Source organism: Paraburkholderia sp. RL18-085-BIA-A (genome assembly GCF_046027075.1).
In the GTDB taxonomy this organism is placed as follows: domain Bacteria; phylum Pseudomonadota; class Gammaproteobacteria; order Burkholderiales; family Burkholderiaceae; genus Paraburkholderia.
In genome coordinates this window covers 83,732-98,121 of record NZ_JARESU010000004.1, presented here as the reverse complement: position 1 = coordinate 98,121, position 14,390 = coordinate 83,732, and the positions used below count along the sequence as shown (strand labels likewise).

Here is a 14,390-nt window from a genome sequence, read left to right as displayed (position 1 = left end):
CTACGCAAACGGTGAACAAACTTCGGCCTTTGGCCGCGCGCTATGAGACGTCGCGAGCCCGACCTTTTGTGCGGCGAGCGCTTCGTAGGTTGCCCATGTCATCACGACACTGCGATCGTCCCGCTGCGTCACTGTAACGCCGAACTGCGCCTTGAACCATTCCGCCTGCTTCGAATACCGGCGTTTGCCGGTGATCTCGACCAGGTCGGCCGGCGACATGAGGCGACTAGCCATCACAGCTCCTTGGATGTTCATTTCTCTTTCTCCCAATGTCGACAAGCCGGCGACCGAAACAATATGTCGCTGCCCGGCCCGCCCGTCCAATTTGCTCGCATCAGCGCGCACTTGCGATATGTGTTGGCAGTGCCGCTATTGACTAGCCTGGCGTGCTCACATGTCCCGCACTGCCCGCCTGCTGGTCCGGTTCCCGGCGGCGCTGCATAGCCGTTCGGCCTAGTCGGCTTGCGAACTCCCTTCGCCTCGCTGATCTCAATCACGACCGTCTCGCCGAACAGGTCGACTACCTCTCGTCGCTCCATTCCCCGCCTCCCAACCAATATTTGCGCGTGATTTCCAAGATTCTTTGTGCTGCTTCGATCATGCCCGTTTAAACTCCACCACCCACACCCACGGGTTGTCTGCCCATGTCGCGCCGGCGGCTGGCTTCAGTCCATCCCAAAGGCACATGTACAGCTCGCGCGGCGTCAACGTCTCGTCGGCGTCGGGCACGTGGCGAAGGAAGTTGATTCCTTCCGCTTCTGCATCCGTGTCGCTGCAGTCCTGCAACCGCTCGACGCGCACGCCGATGACTTCGAGCGTGATGCGCGACGCCGCGCGTGGCATGTGAATGCTTGGCGTCCATCGGACAGGCTGGCTGTCACCGACGTGGTGCCATTGCGCTTTGGGCATCGGACCATCTGCCGCGTACACATAGCGGCTTTTCCAATCGGGCCGCGCCGGAGATCCAGACGTTCCGATCGGGCCAGCCGGACGTCCCGCGGGAATATCGACCTCGAATACCTCGGCATGCGTCTCACGCACCCACAGGCGGTCGCCGGGCTTACCGTATGGGCAACGGATGTGCTTGCTAACAACGCTCTCAGAACTACCCCACGCCCATTCGCCGGTCGGTTCGTCGGCGCCGCACGCGTCATCCGTGCCGCGAAATTGGAAAATGTGGTGCGCTCCTGTCGGCTTCACGATGCGGCGCGTCTGCGTCTTGCTGCCGTCGAGCAGAGCGCGCACCATCGGGCCGCTAAATAAAATTGGTCTCTCTTTCACAGTCCCTCTCCTTCCCCATCCCCCAAAATCACCCCACCCACAATCGCCACCAGCGCCAGCGGCCATAACACTGCCAGGCTTGCCGATGGACGCCGGCCTTGCGACTCGATCAGGGACATGGTTGCGCCTATCAGGGCGTACACGGTTAAGAGCGTCATAGCATGAACCCCTCTTTCTTCAGTTCCTGAATCCGTTTCGTGGTGGCCTTGGCGATAACCTTTCGGGCCTCGTCAACCATCTCGCCCCAGTGCACCTCGATCTCGCGAGCCGAAATCAGATCGCACTCCGGGCACGACTCAGCCCATGTCTTTCCGTGGGAACAGCGTTCGCCTAGCATTGGGCCTCCTTGGCCAGATTCGACTCGACCCACTTACGCATGCGCTCCCAGCGCTGGGCACCGAGTGTCTCTTCCGGTATCGGAACGCGAACACTGCGAACGTGTTTGCCCCAGTCGGGAAACCCGCGCTGGACCGGTCCGCACAATACGAACTCCATCCATTCATAGTCGTCGATGCCCTCGTCGTTTTCATAGACGATCTCGCGCACCATGGCTGGAGCGATGTTGAAAGCCCTCGCTACGGCGTCCCAGTCGTCAGGGTCTAGCGGGTTCATGTTGAGGCCCCGCGCCTGACCAAGAACACCCAGCGTGCAGAACTCGCCATCCTCGGTCACAAGGGACTCGACTGCGAGTGTCTTCTTCGGCATTGCATCCATTGCTTCAGCCAGTTCCTTCAGCGCCGCCTGGCCACGCTTGCCTTTGATAGAACGCATCACGGCACCGCGCCAGAGGCCGCCAGTCCCCTCGTCGTCGCAATCGTCGCTATATCCGCTTCTGCTCATGCTGCCCTCCCTCTTCTCGGCTCCCGCACCACCCGAAGTCCAACGGGCAGCGCAAGAGTCACCGGACCGTCGAAATAGTCCGCGGCCATCTGGGTAAATTTTCCACACAGGTCGTGAACCTGCTGCGCGGTCGGCTGCCTGGCAAGCGAGAACGAGCGGGATGATTCTTCGTATGCGCGGCGGCTGTTGGTGTGGGTCATCGGCTATCCTTGTGCAACTCATAGCCGCCGCGCTTTCCGTTGAAGCGCTCGCGCGATGCCCAAGTCTTGCGGCCCAGAGCGTTCGTCGCAAGATCGATCGTTGCCAGCTTGATAGGCCTGACGGTCGTATCGGCAATTTCAACGACTTGAATGTAGCGGTCGAATCGCGGGTCAACTTCACGCCATATCTGCCCAACCTTGATTTCTTGTTTCAACTCTGTTCTCCAAACATATCAACCGTCCGCGTGTCGCGCTCGGGTTCGGGCGTCATGCCTGCGAGAATTGTCTTGAGGCCTGCTTCCCCGTCTCCGCCATATGGAAGGCATTCACCATCCCAGCCGTGCCTTATCAATTCCGCGTCTGTCCGGACGACGCCTATCACGTCAAAACGCTTGGACGCATCATCCCGAAAGGCATCATGCCCATAGTCCTCGGCCACGTCTTGCGCTCCCTCCTCACTGCCAGCCATCACGATCATCGTGAAGCTGACTTCTACGGCGTAGGGTTTCATACCCTCTCCTTCGCTGCCTGCTCGATGGCACGCACGAATTCTTTCTTCGAAGGTGGAACACCTACACACCTGAGTGTCAAATACGCTTCGCTTCCGCATTCGATGTTCCGGCGCATAAGAACTTCGTATAGCGCCTTCAGCGGCTTACGCGGGGCGCACTCGGCTTGCGGGGCGGTGCTCTTTAAGGCCGCATACCAACCGGCGGCGAATTCGTTGCGTAGTCCCGTCATGAAGTGGTCTGGATAAACGTCGAACTCATGGCGTTCGTTGAACGCGTCTTGCCACGCCACCGCCTCACTCTTCCCGCCATCGGCTTGCGCATCGCTCGATGCGAGAGCGGCGCGGATAGCGCTCGCGTAGATGGACGCATTGTCAGCGGCGATACCATTTTCAGCGCGACCAGCTTCGAGTACATCGGCGAGTCGTTTGAGTATCGATAGTTGGTCTTCAGTCATTTCTTCTCCTTGGCAATAGCCTCGTCTGCCTGCTTGGTAGCGATATGCTCGTCAAGCCAGTACTTCACGGCATAACGCCACCGCGCGGCATCCTTCTTCAGCCCGGCCGCTTCCCTGTCGGCCTTGTCGAGCGATGCCTCGTACAGCCGGCACTTTGCTGAGAGTTCGGTGATACGGGCATTAGCGGCTGTGAGAGCGTCGGCGCGCACGTAGGCGATGTCCGTTCCGTGGATGTTGTCGGCACACCACGTCACCTCTTGCAACTCACTGAAGTCGACTTCACCCGGGTCGAAGTCGTCGCCGATCTGGAGATAGATTAGATAGGGCCCGTTGATCACTTTCACGTCATCACTCACGATCACCTCCGCTTGCAGACTGCGCGGCGGTCAGGAGGGCGCGTAGGTCTTGCGCACGTCGATGCATCAGCGATCCGGGTTCCGGCTCATCCGCTTCTGCTGTGAGCACAGCCCACCATACCGACTTACGCTGCGCATCCGTCAGCGCCCGCTCCGTCTGTGTCACTAGTTGCGCGATAGTGCAATCAGGGCATGGCTCGCCACCTTCATCGGGCGCGTAATAGGAGGGTCCACCGATCATGCCGCGCCCCTTGCACGTCGCACAGACGGCTGGTTGCGGGGATGCGGCGCGAACTTGGCCCTTCCCCTGGCAAATCTCGCAAGTTACAGACCAGTCAAAGGGCCACTTCCCCCGGTAATAACCAAGACCGCAACATTGCGTGCATTTCGTTTTCGCCGCCCGCTCATCGTCCAGCACAACGGCAGATTGCTCGGATGCCTGGTCGCACAGAGGATGATGGAATCCCCTCCAATCACCAAGACGACGGCATTTGCAAGTCTCGCCAGCTTCCACGGGCTGGGATGGTTGCGGGGCGGCGTAGAGCGGATGCACTTCGTGGCCCACTGCGCGCCACTGGTCGCGTTCATGCTCGTAGCCCGTCGCACGGTACACCTCGCCGTTGTCGTCAGCGATGAACCACGCCACCGGCTCCCCCGATTGCGCTGGCGCGGCAGGAGATGCGGCGTAGACGTCCATGCCGACGTAAGGAATGACCGGCGCATCCGCTGCGGGCGCGAAAGCGTAATTACCTGGTTTACCAGTCGCCCAAAGCTTCCCGATGGGCGCGGCAGGCTTGCTTGCAGATAGCAGGGCGCGTACGCCCTCAATCACGCGCACCCCATCAAGTTTCGGCGTTCCGGCTGCGTCGCGCAGCATCATCGCTCGCTGCTCGAATTCGTCGAGAATCTTTTCGTCTGTCAGGCTCGGCACTGCGTCTGTATTAGTGGTCTGCATTCTTTCTCTCCAATTCGCGCGCCAGCGCATGTGCTTGTCGGTGATGCAGTCGGCAAAGCCAAACGACATCGAGGGGCTGCTTATAGTCGGCGTGATGCCCCTCAGACTTCTCCTCGCCGCAAACCCAGCAGGGATGCTTTTTAACGATGCCTTTTTGAAGCGCGCGCTTGAATGCATCATTCGCTGCGATTCTCTCTGGATGCTGCTTGCGATACTTCTCGCGCAATGCGGCGTTCAAATCTCTTTGCTTCGCCCGTCTTGCTAGAAGTTGCTCGGGGCGAGCCTTCCAATACTCTCGTTTGCTTGCCTTGGTGCACTCTTTGCATTCGTTGGCGAATCCTCCGCGACCAAACTTACTGCGCCAGAACGCCTCAATCGGTTTAGTCTCTGAGCAGATGCGGCATATCTTTGAGCCCATGTTGTGATTTGTTATTAATCCGTTTGGCAAAGAACTGAAAAAGAGCGGCCGGGACTGCGCCGCTTTCAACACGCCGCGCGGATCACCGCACGGATAGGGGCACTCTTTACGCTGCCGGGTTCTTCACCAGCCGGTAGCCCAGTTTCTTTGCTGCGCTCTTGAGCAAGCGCACGACTGCTGTATCGTCACCCTCGCCACGCATCCAAGATTGCGAATCAACGTGAGTGAACGCGGTATAGCCGTCCAGCATGGCGAGCGTCTGATTGTCGGCATGGACGCATTCGACCACGGCTCCATAGCCGCCGACAGAAGCCATGTCACGCCGCGCCGGGTCGCTTGCGTAATTCATCGCTCGCGATATCTTCTCGCCGAGCATCGCGTCTTTCTCCCATTGGTGGCACATATCGTTGCTCAGCATCACGACTGTTCGAAATCCCATTTCTTCTCTCTCAATTGGGGCGCACCTAGCGCGAGACTTATGCAGGAACACGCTTTCGCCAATCAGGCTGCTCGGCTAGGTGCGGGAGGGGTCATGCTGCCGCGGGTGCTGGCAAGCCAAATGCGCGCAACAGGTAGGGGTCTGGATCGGGCTGGCGTGCGTACCATGCTCGATAGTCGTATGGCACATCGGCAATGGGCTTGCCCGCATGTTTGCCAAACGCCATGTGTGTCGGCACGCGGGCCTTCTCCGAGAACTGATAGACGTCTTCCCACGTTTTCAGGTCTTCGCCGCAATGCTCAATGACGGCGTACAGCACGCGAGCACAGAGGTAACAGTCAGCCAAAGCATTGTGAGCATCGCGCAACTCCAGGCGTACTGCCTCCAGGTTATCGGAGAGCATGTAACTCAGAGCGCCCAGCGTGTGCGATTCGGCGCCCGGCCAAACCCGTCTAGCCATCGCCAGCGTGCAGATACGCTTGACGTTGAGCGACCCAGCGACCTCCCAATCAAAGTCCACCTTGTGTCCGATCATGTATTGAATGTCGATCGGAAGGCGGAATTCCGTGTTGGGAGGGCACTCGGCCAGATCGGAAGGCAGAATGTGATGCACCGCCATAGCGCCGAAGGTGATAGCCTTGGTCGGCTGATAGCGCTGGAGAAACGAATCCCTCGGCGCACTATCGGCGAGGTCACCGCTAACTAAAATCCATGCTGCCTCGATCAATTGAGGGTCATCTGCACTGGTCGTTTCGGTGTCGAAGATGTAGGCAGCCATTACTTGATCTCCAAACGAGTTTTTGTTTCAAGGTGGGCGCCTGGCACAACCTGACCATTCTTCAACGCATCTTTGAGTTTCGTCTTGTCCAGCATCGGAGGCGGCGGCTCGGGCGTCTTCAGGAACGACGGGGGCACCTTGGATTCGTCGTCCAGAACCAGCGACGCGGGGTTTTTCCGGATCGCCAGAACGAAGAAGGGCGACTCGATTTTCTGGATCTTGGCGTGCTCCATATTCGCCCGCAGATAGTCCTTAATGTGATCGGCCTTCTTACGGATAGCCTTAGAACGCTCCTCCATCGATTCAATCTGCATTTCGATGGCGGCGGCACTGGACTCAAGATTCCGGACGAACATCGCAACATTGATCGACTTCTCTTCAATGTCGCCACTGATCGACTCCAGCGTGTCCTGGAACGTCTGCTCGTCCAAGCCCATCTGCTCGAGTTGGTCGAGCTGCTGGCGGTACTCGCCCGCGATAGCGAAAAGACTTAAGCTCATGATTGCCGCCCCCCAAGCATCTGCATAACGTCTGCGATGATTTCGGTAGAGTACTTGTCCTGGCCGTCGCTGCCCTGCCACTTGCGCGTGCGAATGCGTCCCTCAATGTACAGCGACGATCCTTTCTTGACGTGCTCAGCGACAATTTCAGCGAGTTTTCCGAAGAACGCCACACGGTGCCACTCAGTGACCTCCTTCGGCTCGCCGGTTGTCTTGTCCTTGTACTTGTCGGACGTAGCCAGTCGCAGATTGGTAATCGCATCGCCGCTGGATGCATACCGCGTTTCAGGGTCAGCTCCGACATTGCCGACGAGAATTACCTTGTTGATCGATGCCATTACGCCGCCTTCTTCAGTTCGCCCATACGGCGGTTGAATGTCTCATTCACCGCAGCCTTTTGTTCCTTGGTAAGGCCGCTCATGATCTTGACCAACTCCGGAACAGAATCAGTGCTGTTCATCTGCTCGACAATTGCCATGTCAACAGGAGCATCTGGTGTCTCGCCACCCTTCTTCGCGCTGGCTAGCGTTGCCAGCTTCGGCGATTTTCCCTGGGCACCAGAGCCAGCGCTCTCGTCATCATCATTCTGTGAGCCATGCAAGTCGCCCTTATGCCAGAGATCAAGGGCCGCGCCGAAGCGCATCGCCGCATTGCGCAGCGCATCGCCTATGCGCTCCTTCATCGCGTCAGGGCCGGTCTTACCTTGGGCGTCACCATACCCAAGCCGGGTTAATCCGCACACGGTCAACTTGATCCACATGCCGCCCGACTGGTCGATCATCGGCAGACCATCCGGCCCATAGGAAAGCGGCTCCCACGTCCAGTGCTCATCGCACTCAAGCAACCGATCGGTCAGGGCTGCATGCCCCACGTAACTCAAATGGATCGCCGGGAGGCCATGCCAGCCGCCGCACTCCGGACATCTCCCCTTCGGGTTGTCTTTCTTCGTCGGCTGCGGCTTCGTGCTGATCTGGTGTTCCGCGAATGGCTCGCGCAGGCGTTGAAGCCCTGTCTTTTTCGATTCTGCTGCTTCTGCTGTCATGTTGTGCTCCGAAGGTTTCAAACCAGCCAAGCGCCTCTACGGCTTCTTGCTGTTCACGCTCTTCCTGTTCCTGCTGTTGGCGCCACCCTGGGCCGTCATCGCTAGTCATGAGACGGCCTCGATGGCTAGATACTCCTGAATCTGGCGGTCGATATCTGTGATGCGTTTGTTGAAATCTGCCATCAAGCGTTTCTTCTCGGCCTTGAGGTTCTCTGCTAGTTGCTGGCGAGGGTCGAAGCTGTCTGGAATATCAGCGATGATTTCGTGCGGGCCGACCAACGCTAAATCGCGGAAATGCTCCGATTTATGCAGATCGCCTGACGTCCAGAACGAGTACTCCGGGCCTTCAACCATCTTGAAAGTAGCAACGTCGAGGTGACGCGTGCCCTTGGCGTAGATAAAACCGGGGATAGAGATTTTCATGTCTGATTCCTCTGTTGAGCCACAAACTGCCATCGCAGCGAGGCGGTATTGTCTTGATCAGCCTGGTATGCCCATTGAAGGCATCCGGCGATAATCAGCGTTACGCCAATGGCCGTGAGAATCTTGTGGCGTTTGGCGAAGTTGTCGAGGTGTGTTACTAGGCGCATTGCACACCCTCTGCTAACTTGGCAATAGGCCACGTCTTGACGGTCTGCACAGCGCTCGCCCAACGTGCATCTTCATATCCCCGCTCGAATGCCCGAATAGCCCACATCGGCACATTTGAATCGATTCGGCACTGCCCATGATTGACGAATGCGCGCCACCCTAGCGAGTAGAACCAGCGCTTGCCGGCGAGGGGTTTCACGATCCCACCTTGACCAGAACAACGACATAGAGCAGCGCTCCAATGCCGATTCCATACCCAATCGCCCAGCACCAGCCGCGCAGGTTGTAGCGCTTCGGCGGGATGTGAAGTTGTGCGTATGGCCCGAACGCGTCGCTCAGGGTGCGTGGCGCACGTAGGCGCTCGTACTGCGTATTTCGAGGAAAGCTCATTTCGGCTCCTCGCCTTGTTTGAGTGCAAGCATCAGAAGGCCGCCCATCATGTGTTGGCCGTGGGCGATGTTTTCGTTCAGGTCATCGCTGACCATCTTCGGGATTGGCTCTGCCATCTCATTGATGAACTCGGAGACACCCTCCAACCGACCAGCCAGGCGATCCATGTTGACCTCGCGTAGCACCATTGCGACGTCGTCTATCATGCGAGTCGCGTTCATGATCTTGTGCGCCCGAGCGGTGATACTCAGTTCTTGCCTTTCGTCAAACATGTCCGGCCTCCATAATCTTGTTAAGCACCAAGCCAGCAATGGCGATCAAGCTGGCGGCGGTAGTCCACATAACGATCTCTGCGTGAGCGTGGCGCTGCTCGTCGGCGAGCGCGGCTTGACCAACGTCGGAGATAGTCACTTCGGCGTCTTCGGTACGGAAGTAGGTTAGGCTCATGATTGACTCCGCTTCCGATCACCGAGCTCATATCGTTTCTTGGTTTCAGTCATGAAACGCTCCAAATCGGCGCGATTGCGAAACGCCGCGATCACACAACCTTCAGCGTCTTCGACCGTGTACGGGTTATTCAGGTTGAACTCCCTTCGCTCCATCACAAGTGGCAATGTCGGAACATGGTCTCCGTCGTCGTAGCCATACCAAACGTGTCCATTTGTTTTCATCGCGTAGCCTCCACCTCATCAAACAGCCGCACGCGGGTGATGGGGAGCGCGTAAGCCCATCGTGCCTCCGCGCGATCCCGCTCCAGTTCTTCAAGTTGCGCACGCTGTTCGTCGGTGAGTGGCGGCTCGATTTCGTAGTACGCGTCCAGGTCTTTGTCGAGCCACTTGTCGTAGCCGGGCCAAATTGCCTGATTGTTAAATTTACCCATAGCAGTCCTCAATTCTGTTGAAATTGGCTTGCCCTCAGTGGATCGCACTTCGACACAGCCCATCGGTGTAGCCAGCGCAGCTAGGGCATGTACTCTGCGTTGCCCGGTGTTTCCACCGCCGATGCGATCCGCTCAGGGCACCCGGTTAAGCGCCGGGTTCGCGTGGCTGTTGATTCAGTCCAACGGCGCCAGCAGGGCGGCCCGAAACCTAAGCCAAGCAGCCTCATCCAACTCGCGCTGCCTGCTCTGCTGCTCGTCAAGCCACGCGCGGGAGTCTGCCAGCCACTTCTCTGATGCTTCACTCATGATTGCCTCGCCAGATTTTTTTGATGTCGCCAGCAAACAGCACGTAGAACAGGCCGGCGAAGCAGAGCAGAGCCCCTAGACAGGAAGCCAGTTCAGGCAGAGTGAATCCGCGTTGCTTTCTCACGCCTGCCTCCATTCCGTCTTCCGCTTCTGCGACTCGCCGCGACGTTCATCGGAGCCGCGCACAAACAGCACGAGCAGCCCATCGGCGAGCAGGAGGATGGCTATCCATAGGTAGATGTTCATGGCTGCCCTCACTGCAAAACTACGTTTCGAAAGTCCACCGTCCGCCGATACACCCAACGTCCTAGCCACCATGTGTATTCGGCATATGAATTCGCGTGAAGGTGGATCATGTTGTGTACTGCGCGTTGGGCGGTCATGGTGGGCTCACACTCTGGTTGCGTTGCGGATGTTTTCGAACACGTCATGTGCGCGCGTCCGCTCGACGCCGACCGGGCAAGCCTTGAAGTATTCGTAGGCCGCCTTCTCTGCAGCGTGGATCAGGTCCAGCGCATTGCGCTTCAACCGTTGAAGTTGTTCCGCTTCGTACGCCGCGTCGTCAATCAGCCCGGTTCCGCGCAGGCTCTCCAGAACTGCATCCTCGGCAGCCCGAACCTGCGCTGCACGAATCTGGTTAATCAGATCGCTCATGTGATTCTCCGTTGTGCGCCGCAGCGCTGAGTAGTACTAATTGGCTAAGCCGCCTAGCGGGCGGCATCCCCTATCGCTATGGCCTGATGGCCGGTCGAATGCCCCTTTGTCCGCAGGGCGAGGAATTCAGCAGTTGGGGAAGGTGGCAGTGCGCGACCTCTACCCGCGTGGATAGTGCTCTCTCGAAGCGATTACGGGCTTACCGGAGTCATCCACGCTAGCTAGGCGCGATCATTCTCTTTCACCCCTGCATCCCTTCGCCTACACGGGCTGCCTCGTCAGGCAACCCCATTCGGTATCTGAGCTACACCTTCCCCAACTGCTGTTCAGTGTTCAGCGATGGCGGCTGGATTCGAACCAGCGAAGACCCATTACCCAAGGTCCGGTTAATCCACTTCCGTACACCATCGATGAAAACTGCATCCAGACCGACCGTGCATCTTTGGCCGGTCTGGCGGTCTATATCGAGTAGCGGTACAAGTCCCGGCAGCTAGTACTTCAGCCTGGCTCGGATGCACCATCTCGATTAACGACGCGACATGCGCCGTGCGGGAATTCCCTTTCGGTACTCGTCCGCAATCCGTTGCAGTGATCGAATGTCGTCAGGGCTGGCGGCTCATCTAGCCTTACGCTCTCCTTCCCAATAATGTTAGGGCGAGTCACTTCTCGGAAAGCCGCCAGCACTGGCGATACTCGAAGCTGCATTGTTAAAGAACCCGGAGACTTCCCGGTGCGCCGTTGCGCGTTGTGCTTCTACTGCGGCGCTATTCGCACTGCCCAATCTCGAGACTGGGCGCTGAGAGCAGCTTTCAAATCTCGCCGAGCATGAACTGCAAAAGGGTTATTCCGATGCTCTCTTGACTTGCCTCGCCGTATTGCGCCAGCCAGCAGTTTGTGTAATCGCCCATCGTGTATTCGCCGCCCTTGTAGCCGGTGAGCGTGCGGCCGCTTGCGCTTTGAGCAGATTCGAGCATTGCGCCAACGGTTGTATCGCGCACTTTCTCGAACGCCAACTCTTCGTAGTAGCCTCGGTAGCTATGCGGATTGCCGAAACCAATCTTCACAGACTGCGACGGATCGCGGGCTTGAAGAAATTCGATCAGATTGATTAGGTACATCCCCTTCCCCTTGTTGCCGCGGTGATCTGCGGCGGTTTCGACCTTTAGGCGGTTGCGACCAGCGCCATGCCGTGCATGTCAACGCCGAGCCGGTACAGCTCATCCTCTCCGGTGATCACCCGATCCGAGAAAACGCAGATGCCCTCGGAATCGGATGCGAAGAGGCGAAACGCGTACTGCGAAATATGCACAGCTGTGTCTGGCAACTTGCGGCCGGTATGCTTCAGGACTGCGGCCTTGACACGCTCAGTTTTGGCGACCTTGGAACTCCAAGACATCACGGCAGCGTCCGTTTCCGGCAGCGATTCCATCGTCGCGAACTCGCCGAACTCATGACCGGCTTGCTCATATGCGCGCTCGATGTCAGCGAAGCCGATCATCTTTACCCACGCTCCATCGCGGAAGGTCACTTTCCAAACTCGGCGGTCTGTGTCCATGCTCGCTCTCCAGTTAGTAGTTGCTGCGGTGTTGCTTGCTGCGATGTGGTGTTGTGCTGCGAATGAAGTCATTCTACAAACTGCCTTGTAGCAATGCAAGGGGTGGCAACAATTATTTTTGTAGGCGCAGACGTAAAAAAGCCCCGTCCGGGCGGGGCTATTTACAAAGATGTTGTAAGTTCGCTACAAATCGAATCCGGCATGCATAACCACGCCGCAGAACTCATCGTCAGCCTGCAGCTTGATATACCGGTTGGGCCAGTCCGGGTTCAGCGCTTCCAGGTACAGCTCGCCGTCCACCATGGTGAGCCTCTTGAACGTGGCCGTGTTGCCATTGCGCCGCACGATCACGCATTTACCGGGCACCGCGTCCTCATGAGGCCGGACGTACAGAAGGAACCCTGGCGGGAATGTAGGCATGACGCCTGGCGGCGCCGTCATTGATAACCCCTCTACTCTCAATACGTATCCATCCGGCCCAAGGTCTATATGACAAGGGTATTGCTGCACCTCATCTGTCGGGACGAAGTTTTCTGCTATTTCGGTCCACATGCCAGCTTGCACCCACGAAATTTCTGGATAGAGCCTGGTTCTTAGACCAGGCCCCGCCGTGAAGTTGTCTCCGGTTCGCGGCGCTTCCGCATCCCTTGCTCGCCGGTGAACCTCGTCATCCTTACCGATAGTAGTTCCTTTGCTTACAGGGATACTGGTAATGATGCCCGAGATTTCCTCTTTTTTCGAGATATCAGTAGTTGCTGAAATGTGCTTGGACAGACGTGTTGGAGCTTGGCCTGAGCCATTCGTAAGCCACATGACATCACAGCCCAATGCAGTCGCGATTTGGGGTGTGTATCTGCTGGACTTCGCATTCTTATCGTGGTTCAGCAGGTATTGAATCGTCTGTGGCTTGACGCCTTCCCCGACACGTCGCGCCAGTTCGCTCTGGTCGGTACGTGGATTCAATCCTGCGCACGTCATGGCCCATTCAAGGCGGTCTGCGTACGTTTTCATACAAAAGATTTTGTACCAAATGGCTGTAAAAGTGCTTGTAGGTTCGTCCGCCCTATGCTACAAATACGCTTGTAGACAAACAGAACGCGAGCCATGAAGAAATCACCTACCACTGACGCAAAGACGGGCATCGAGAAGGCTATCGAAATAGCCGGGAATCAGGTCAAGCTCGCCGCCGCGATTGGAGCCAGCCAGCAAATGGTCGCGTACTGGAAGAAGACCGGAATTGTAAGCGATGCTGGTATGTGCGCCGCTATCGAGCAGGTTACAGGAGTCCGCTGCGAAGAACTCAATCCCAACGAGGACTGGGTCACGCTGCGCGTCGTTCTGTGTTCGCCGGGTCGCATTACTGGCGGTAGTAGCAAGAAGACCAAAGAAGCCCGTATGAACGGGCAAGCAATCTAACAACAACACATAACGAAGCAGTTGGGGGTTGTTCATAAGTTGGATCGGTTTAAGAAATGGAGTGCTTTGAACTGACTCCATTTTTGTTTGCAAGGGACCGTCAACGAAATTCAACCTTCAGCAAGGGGAATCAAAATGCAACGCGAATTGGCAGTTCATGGTGAGCCGAAGAAGCTTCAGAACGTTCCGGTTGAGCTTTTGAATATGTGCGACGACGAACTCGATGCGATCCGGTTGTGCATTCAACTGAGCCGCTTCACGCACGAGTACATCAGCAAGGAACTGTCAATCGACAAGGGGCATTTCTCCCGAATGATGCAGGGCCAGGCGGGTTTCCCGACGCACAAGCGCCTGGCTCTCATGCGCCTGTGTGGGAACCGTGCCCCGGTCCAGTTTGAGGCAATGAACAGCGGCTGCGATCTGGTGGAGTCGAAGGACGCCAAGATCCGGCAACTTGAAGAACAACTTGCGGCAGCGAGGGCAGCCTAATGCGCACCGCGATTTTCGTCCTTTGTGTTGTCGCCTGCGGCGCCTGCTTCGTGGCGTCGATCCTGATTCCGCTCTTCGGGGGTTGAAATGAACGCACGTGAGCAAGCCATTACTGACGAAGAGCGCGAGGCCCGCATAGAGCAACTTGGGGCGGCGCTGGTGCTCTGTACGGACCTGACAGAACGCGCATCGCTATGGCGGCGCCTGAAGGCTGAGATTCAGGCTCGTTCGTCGGCACAGGTAGCAAAGATGGAGTTTGAGAAGGGTTTGAACCGATAACAAAACGCCTTTCGTCCGGGCGAATAAATGCAACTGGGCCTGTAGGGCTGGCAGA

General features: G+C 57.5%; 30 protein-coding genes, 1 tRNA gene and 1 pseudogene. 3 read left to right on the top strand and 29 right to left on the bottom strand.

Annotation, left to right across the window (positions count from 1 at the left end; translation table 11 throughout):
• From P0D89_RS04225 to P0D89_RS04085, 29 genes and pseudogenes are all read right to left on the bottom strand, one after another.
• Complete coding sequence (locus P0D89_RS04225) at positions 1 to 234, bottom strand: DUF4224 domain-containing protein (RefSeq protein ID WP_408376192.1); 234 nt, start codon at positions 232 to 234, stop codon at positions 1 to 3.
• A 363-nt stretch (positions 235 to 597) separates the two neighbouring features.
• Entirely contained in the window at positions 598 to 1,281 is a 684-nt protein-coding gene (locus P0D89_RS04220; RefSeq protein WP_408376191.1) for a hypothetical protein, read from the bottom strand.
• Positions 1,282 to 1,435: 154 nt separating this feature from the next.
• A complete protein-coding gene (locus tag P0D89_RS04215; RefSeq protein ID WP_408376190.1) occupies positions 1,436 to 1,618 on the bottom strand; it encodes a hypothetical protein in 183 nt (60 codons plus the stop codon).
• On the bottom strand, positions 1,612 to 2,121 hold the full coding sequence (locus P0D89_RS04210; RefSeq protein WP_408376189.1) for a hypothetical protein: 510 nt from the start codon (positions 2,119 to 2,121) through the stop codon (positions 1,612 to 1,614). Before P0D89_RS04210 ends, P0D89_RS04215 begins: the two co-directional genes overlap by 7 nt.
• Complete coding sequence (locus P0D89_RS04205; RefSeq protein WP_408376188.1) at positions 2,118 to 2,321, bottom strand: hypothetical protein; 204 nt, start codon at positions 2,319 to 2,321, stop codon at positions 2,118 to 2,120. The genes P0D89_RS04210 and P0D89_RS04205 overlap by 4 nt, the downstream gene beginning before the upstream one ends.
• Entirely contained in the window at positions 2,318 to 2,536 is a 219-nt protein-coding gene (locus tag P0D89_RS04200) for a hypothetical protein (RefSeq protein ID WP_408376187.1), read from the bottom strand. The genes P0D89_RS04205 and P0D89_RS04200 overlap by 4 nt, the downstream gene beginning before the upstream one ends.
• Complete coding sequence (locus tag P0D89_RS04195) at positions 2,533 to 2,832, bottom strand: hypothetical protein (RefSeq protein WP_408376186.1); 300 nt, start codon at positions 2,830 to 2,832, stop codon at positions 2,533 to 2,535. The genes P0D89_RS04200 and P0D89_RS04195 overlap by 4 nt, the downstream gene beginning before the upstream one ends.
• Complete coding sequence (locus P0D89_RS04190) at positions 2,829 to 3,287, bottom strand: hypothetical protein (protein ID WP_408376185.1); 459 nt, start codon at positions 3,285 to 3,287, stop codon at positions 2,829 to 2,831. Before P0D89_RS04190 ends, P0D89_RS04195 begins: the two co-directional genes overlap by 4 nt.
• Entirely contained in the window at positions 3,284 to 3,643 is a 360-nt protein-coding gene (locus tag P0D89_RS04185) for a hypothetical protein (RefSeq protein WP_408376184.1), read from the bottom strand. Before P0D89_RS04185 ends, P0D89_RS04190 begins: the two co-directional genes overlap by 4 nt.
• Positions 3,636 to 4,598 carry a hypothetical protein gene (locus tag P0D89_RS04180; protein WP_408376183.1) on the bottom strand — a complete coding sequence of 321 codons (963 nt, stop codon included), beginning with the start codon at positions 4,596 to 4,598 and terminating at the stop codon, positions 3,636 to 3,638. The genes P0D89_RS04185 and P0D89_RS04180 overlap by 8 nt, the downstream gene beginning before the upstream one ends.
• A complete protein-coding gene (locus P0D89_RS04175; RefSeq protein ID WP_408376182.1) occupies positions 4,585 to 5,016 on the bottom strand; it encodes a hypothetical protein in 432 nt (143 codons plus the stop codon). Before P0D89_RS04175 ends, P0D89_RS04180 begins: the two co-directional genes overlap by 14 nt.
• 106 nt (positions 5,017 to 5,122) lie before the next feature.
• Positions 5,123 to 5,434 carry a hypothetical protein gene (locus P0D89_RS04170; RefSeq protein ID WP_408376181.1) on the bottom strand — a complete coding sequence of 104 codons (312 nt, stop codon included), beginning with the start codon at positions 5,432 to 5,434 and terminating at the stop codon, positions 5,123 to 5,125.
• 112 nt (positions 5,435 to 5,546) lie between these two features.
• Positions 5,547 to 6,233 carry a putative quorum-sensing-regulated virulence factor gene (locus P0D89_RS04165; protein ID WP_408376180.1) on the bottom strand — a complete coding sequence of 229 codons (687 nt, stop codon included), beginning with the start codon at positions 6,231 to 6,233 and terminating at the stop codon, positions 5,547 to 5,549.
• Positions 6,233 to 6,733 (bottom strand): siphovirus Gp157 family protein, encoded by a 501-nt coding sequence (locus P0D89_RS04160; protein WP_408376179.1) that lies wholly within the window; start codon positions 6,731 to 6,733, stop codon positions 6,233 to 6,235. Before P0D89_RS04160 ends, P0D89_RS04165 begins: the two co-directional genes overlap by 1 nt.
• A 5-nt stretch (positions 6,734 to 6,738) precedes the next feature.
• Positions 6,739 to 7,071: pseudogene (gene ssb, locus P0D89_RS04155) on the bottom strand (single-stranded DNA-binding protein); the annotation flags it as partial.
• Positions 7,071 to 7,775, bottom strand: coding sequence for a hypothetical protein (locus P0D89_RS04150; RefSeq protein ID WP_408376178.1), 705 nt, complete (start codon positions 7,773 to 7,775; stop codon positions 7,071 to 7,073). The pseudogene ssb and the gene P0D89_RS04150, both read right to left, overlap by 1 nt.
• A gap of 105 nt (positions 7,776 to 7,880) precedes the next feature.
• The gene (locus P0D89_RS04145; RefSeq protein ID WP_408376177.1) at positions 7,881 to 8,198 is read right to left on the bottom strand and encodes a hypothetical protein; all 318 of its coding nucleotides are present in this window, start codon (positions 8,196 to 8,198) and stop codon (positions 7,881 to 7,883) included.
• 363 nt (positions 8,199 to 8,561) lie between these two features.
• Positions 8,562 to 8,756 carry a hypothetical protein gene (locus P0D89_RS04140; RefSeq protein WP_408376176.1) on the bottom strand — a complete coding sequence of 65 codons (195 nt, stop codon included), beginning with the start codon at positions 8,754 to 8,756 and terminating at the stop codon, positions 8,562 to 8,564.
• Complete coding sequence (locus tag P0D89_RS04135; RefSeq protein WP_408376175.1) at positions 8,753 to 9,028, bottom strand: hypothetical protein; 276 nt, start codon at positions 9,026 to 9,028, stop codon at positions 8,753 to 8,755. Before P0D89_RS04135 ends, P0D89_RS04140 begins: the two co-directional genes overlap by 4 nt.
• A complete protein-coding gene (locus P0D89_RS04130) occupies positions 9,021 to 9,203 on the bottom strand; it encodes a hypothetical protein (RefSeq protein WP_408376174.1) in 183 nt (60 codons plus the stop codon). Before P0D89_RS04130 ends, P0D89_RS04135 begins: the two co-directional genes overlap by 8 nt.
• Entirely contained in the window at positions 9,200 to 9,427 is a 228-nt protein-coding gene (locus P0D89_RS04125) for a hypothetical protein (protein ID WP_408376173.1), read from the bottom strand. The genes P0D89_RS04130 and P0D89_RS04125 overlap by 4 nt, the downstream gene beginning before the upstream one ends.
• Positions 9,424 to 9,636, bottom strand: a complete 213-nt coding sequence (locus P0D89_RS04120; RefSeq protein ID WP_408376172.1) for a hypothetical protein — start codon at positions 9,634 to 9,636, stop codon at positions 9,424 to 9,426. The genes P0D89_RS04125 and P0D89_RS04120 overlap by 4 nt, the downstream gene beginning before the upstream one ends.
• 298 nt (positions 9,637 to 9,934) lie before the next feature.
• Positions 9,935 to 10,066: a hypothetical protein gene (locus P0D89_RS04115; protein ID WP_408376171.1), complete on the bottom strand. Its 132-nt coding sequence runs from the start codon at positions 10,064 to 10,066 to the stop codon at positions 9,935 to 9,937.
• On the bottom strand, positions 10,063 to 10,188 hold the full coding sequence (locus P0D89_RS04110; protein WP_408376170.1) for a hypothetical protein: 126 nt from the start codon (positions 10,186 to 10,188) through the stop codon (positions 10,063 to 10,065). The genes P0D89_RS04115 and P0D89_RS04110 overlap by 4 nt, the downstream gene beginning before the upstream one ends.
• Positions 10,189 to 10,332: 144 nt before the next feature.
• On the bottom strand, positions 10,333 to 10,596 hold the full coding sequence (locus P0D89_RS04105) for a hypothetical protein (RefSeq protein ID WP_408376169.1): 264 nt from the start codon (positions 10,594 to 10,596) through the stop codon (positions 10,333 to 10,335).
• A 337-nt stretch (positions 10,597 to 10,933) separates the two neighbouring features.
• Positions 10,934 to 11,005 (bottom strand) — tRNA-OTHER (locus P0D89_RS04100).
• Between the two features lie 400 nt (positions 11,006 to 11,405).
• The gene (locus P0D89_RS04095) at positions 11,406 to 11,714 is read right to left on the bottom strand and encodes a hypothetical protein (RefSeq protein WP_408376168.1); all 309 of its coding nucleotides are present in this window, start codon (positions 11,712 to 11,714) and stop codon (positions 11,406 to 11,408) included.
• A gap of 44 nt (positions 11,715 to 11,758) precedes the next feature.
• Positions 11,759 to 12,151 carry a hypothetical protein gene (locus tag P0D89_RS04090; protein ID WP_408376167.1) on the bottom strand — a complete coding sequence of 131 codons (393 nt, stop codon included), beginning with the start codon at positions 12,149 to 12,151 and terminating at the stop codon, positions 11,759 to 11,761.
• Between the two features lie 183 nt (positions 12,152 to 12,334).
• On the bottom strand, positions 12,335 to 13,162 hold the full coding sequence (locus tag P0D89_RS04085; protein WP_408376166.1) for a S24 family peptidase: 828 nt from the start codon (positions 13,160 to 13,162) through the stop codon (positions 12,335 to 12,337).
• A gap of 93 nt (positions 13,163 to 13,255) precedes the next feature.
• Here P0D89_RS04085 and P0D89_RS04080 point away from each other — a divergent pair, with 93 nt between their 5' ends.
• From P0D89_RS04080 to P0D89_RS04070, 3 genes are all read left to right on the top strand, one after another.
• Positions 13,256 to 13,567, top strand: coding sequence for a transcriptional regulator (locus tag P0D89_RS04080; protein WP_408376165.1), 312 nt, complete (start codon positions 13,256 to 13,258; stop codon positions 13,565 to 13,567).
• A gap of 135 nt (positions 13,568 to 13,702) precedes the next feature.
• Positions 13,703 to 14,056 carry a hypothetical protein gene (locus P0D89_RS04075; RefSeq protein WP_408376164.1) on the top strand — a complete coding sequence of 118 codons (354 nt, stop codon included), beginning with the start codon at positions 13,703 to 13,705 and terminating at the stop codon, positions 14,054 to 14,056.
• Positions 14,057 to 14,143: 87 nt separating this feature from the next.
• On the top strand, positions 14,144 to 14,335 hold the full coding sequence (locus P0D89_RS04070) for a hypothetical protein (protein WP_408376163.1): 192 nt from the start codon (positions 14,144 to 14,146) through the stop codon (positions 14,333 to 14,335).
• Positions 14,336 to 14,390 lie beyond the last annotated feature (55 nt).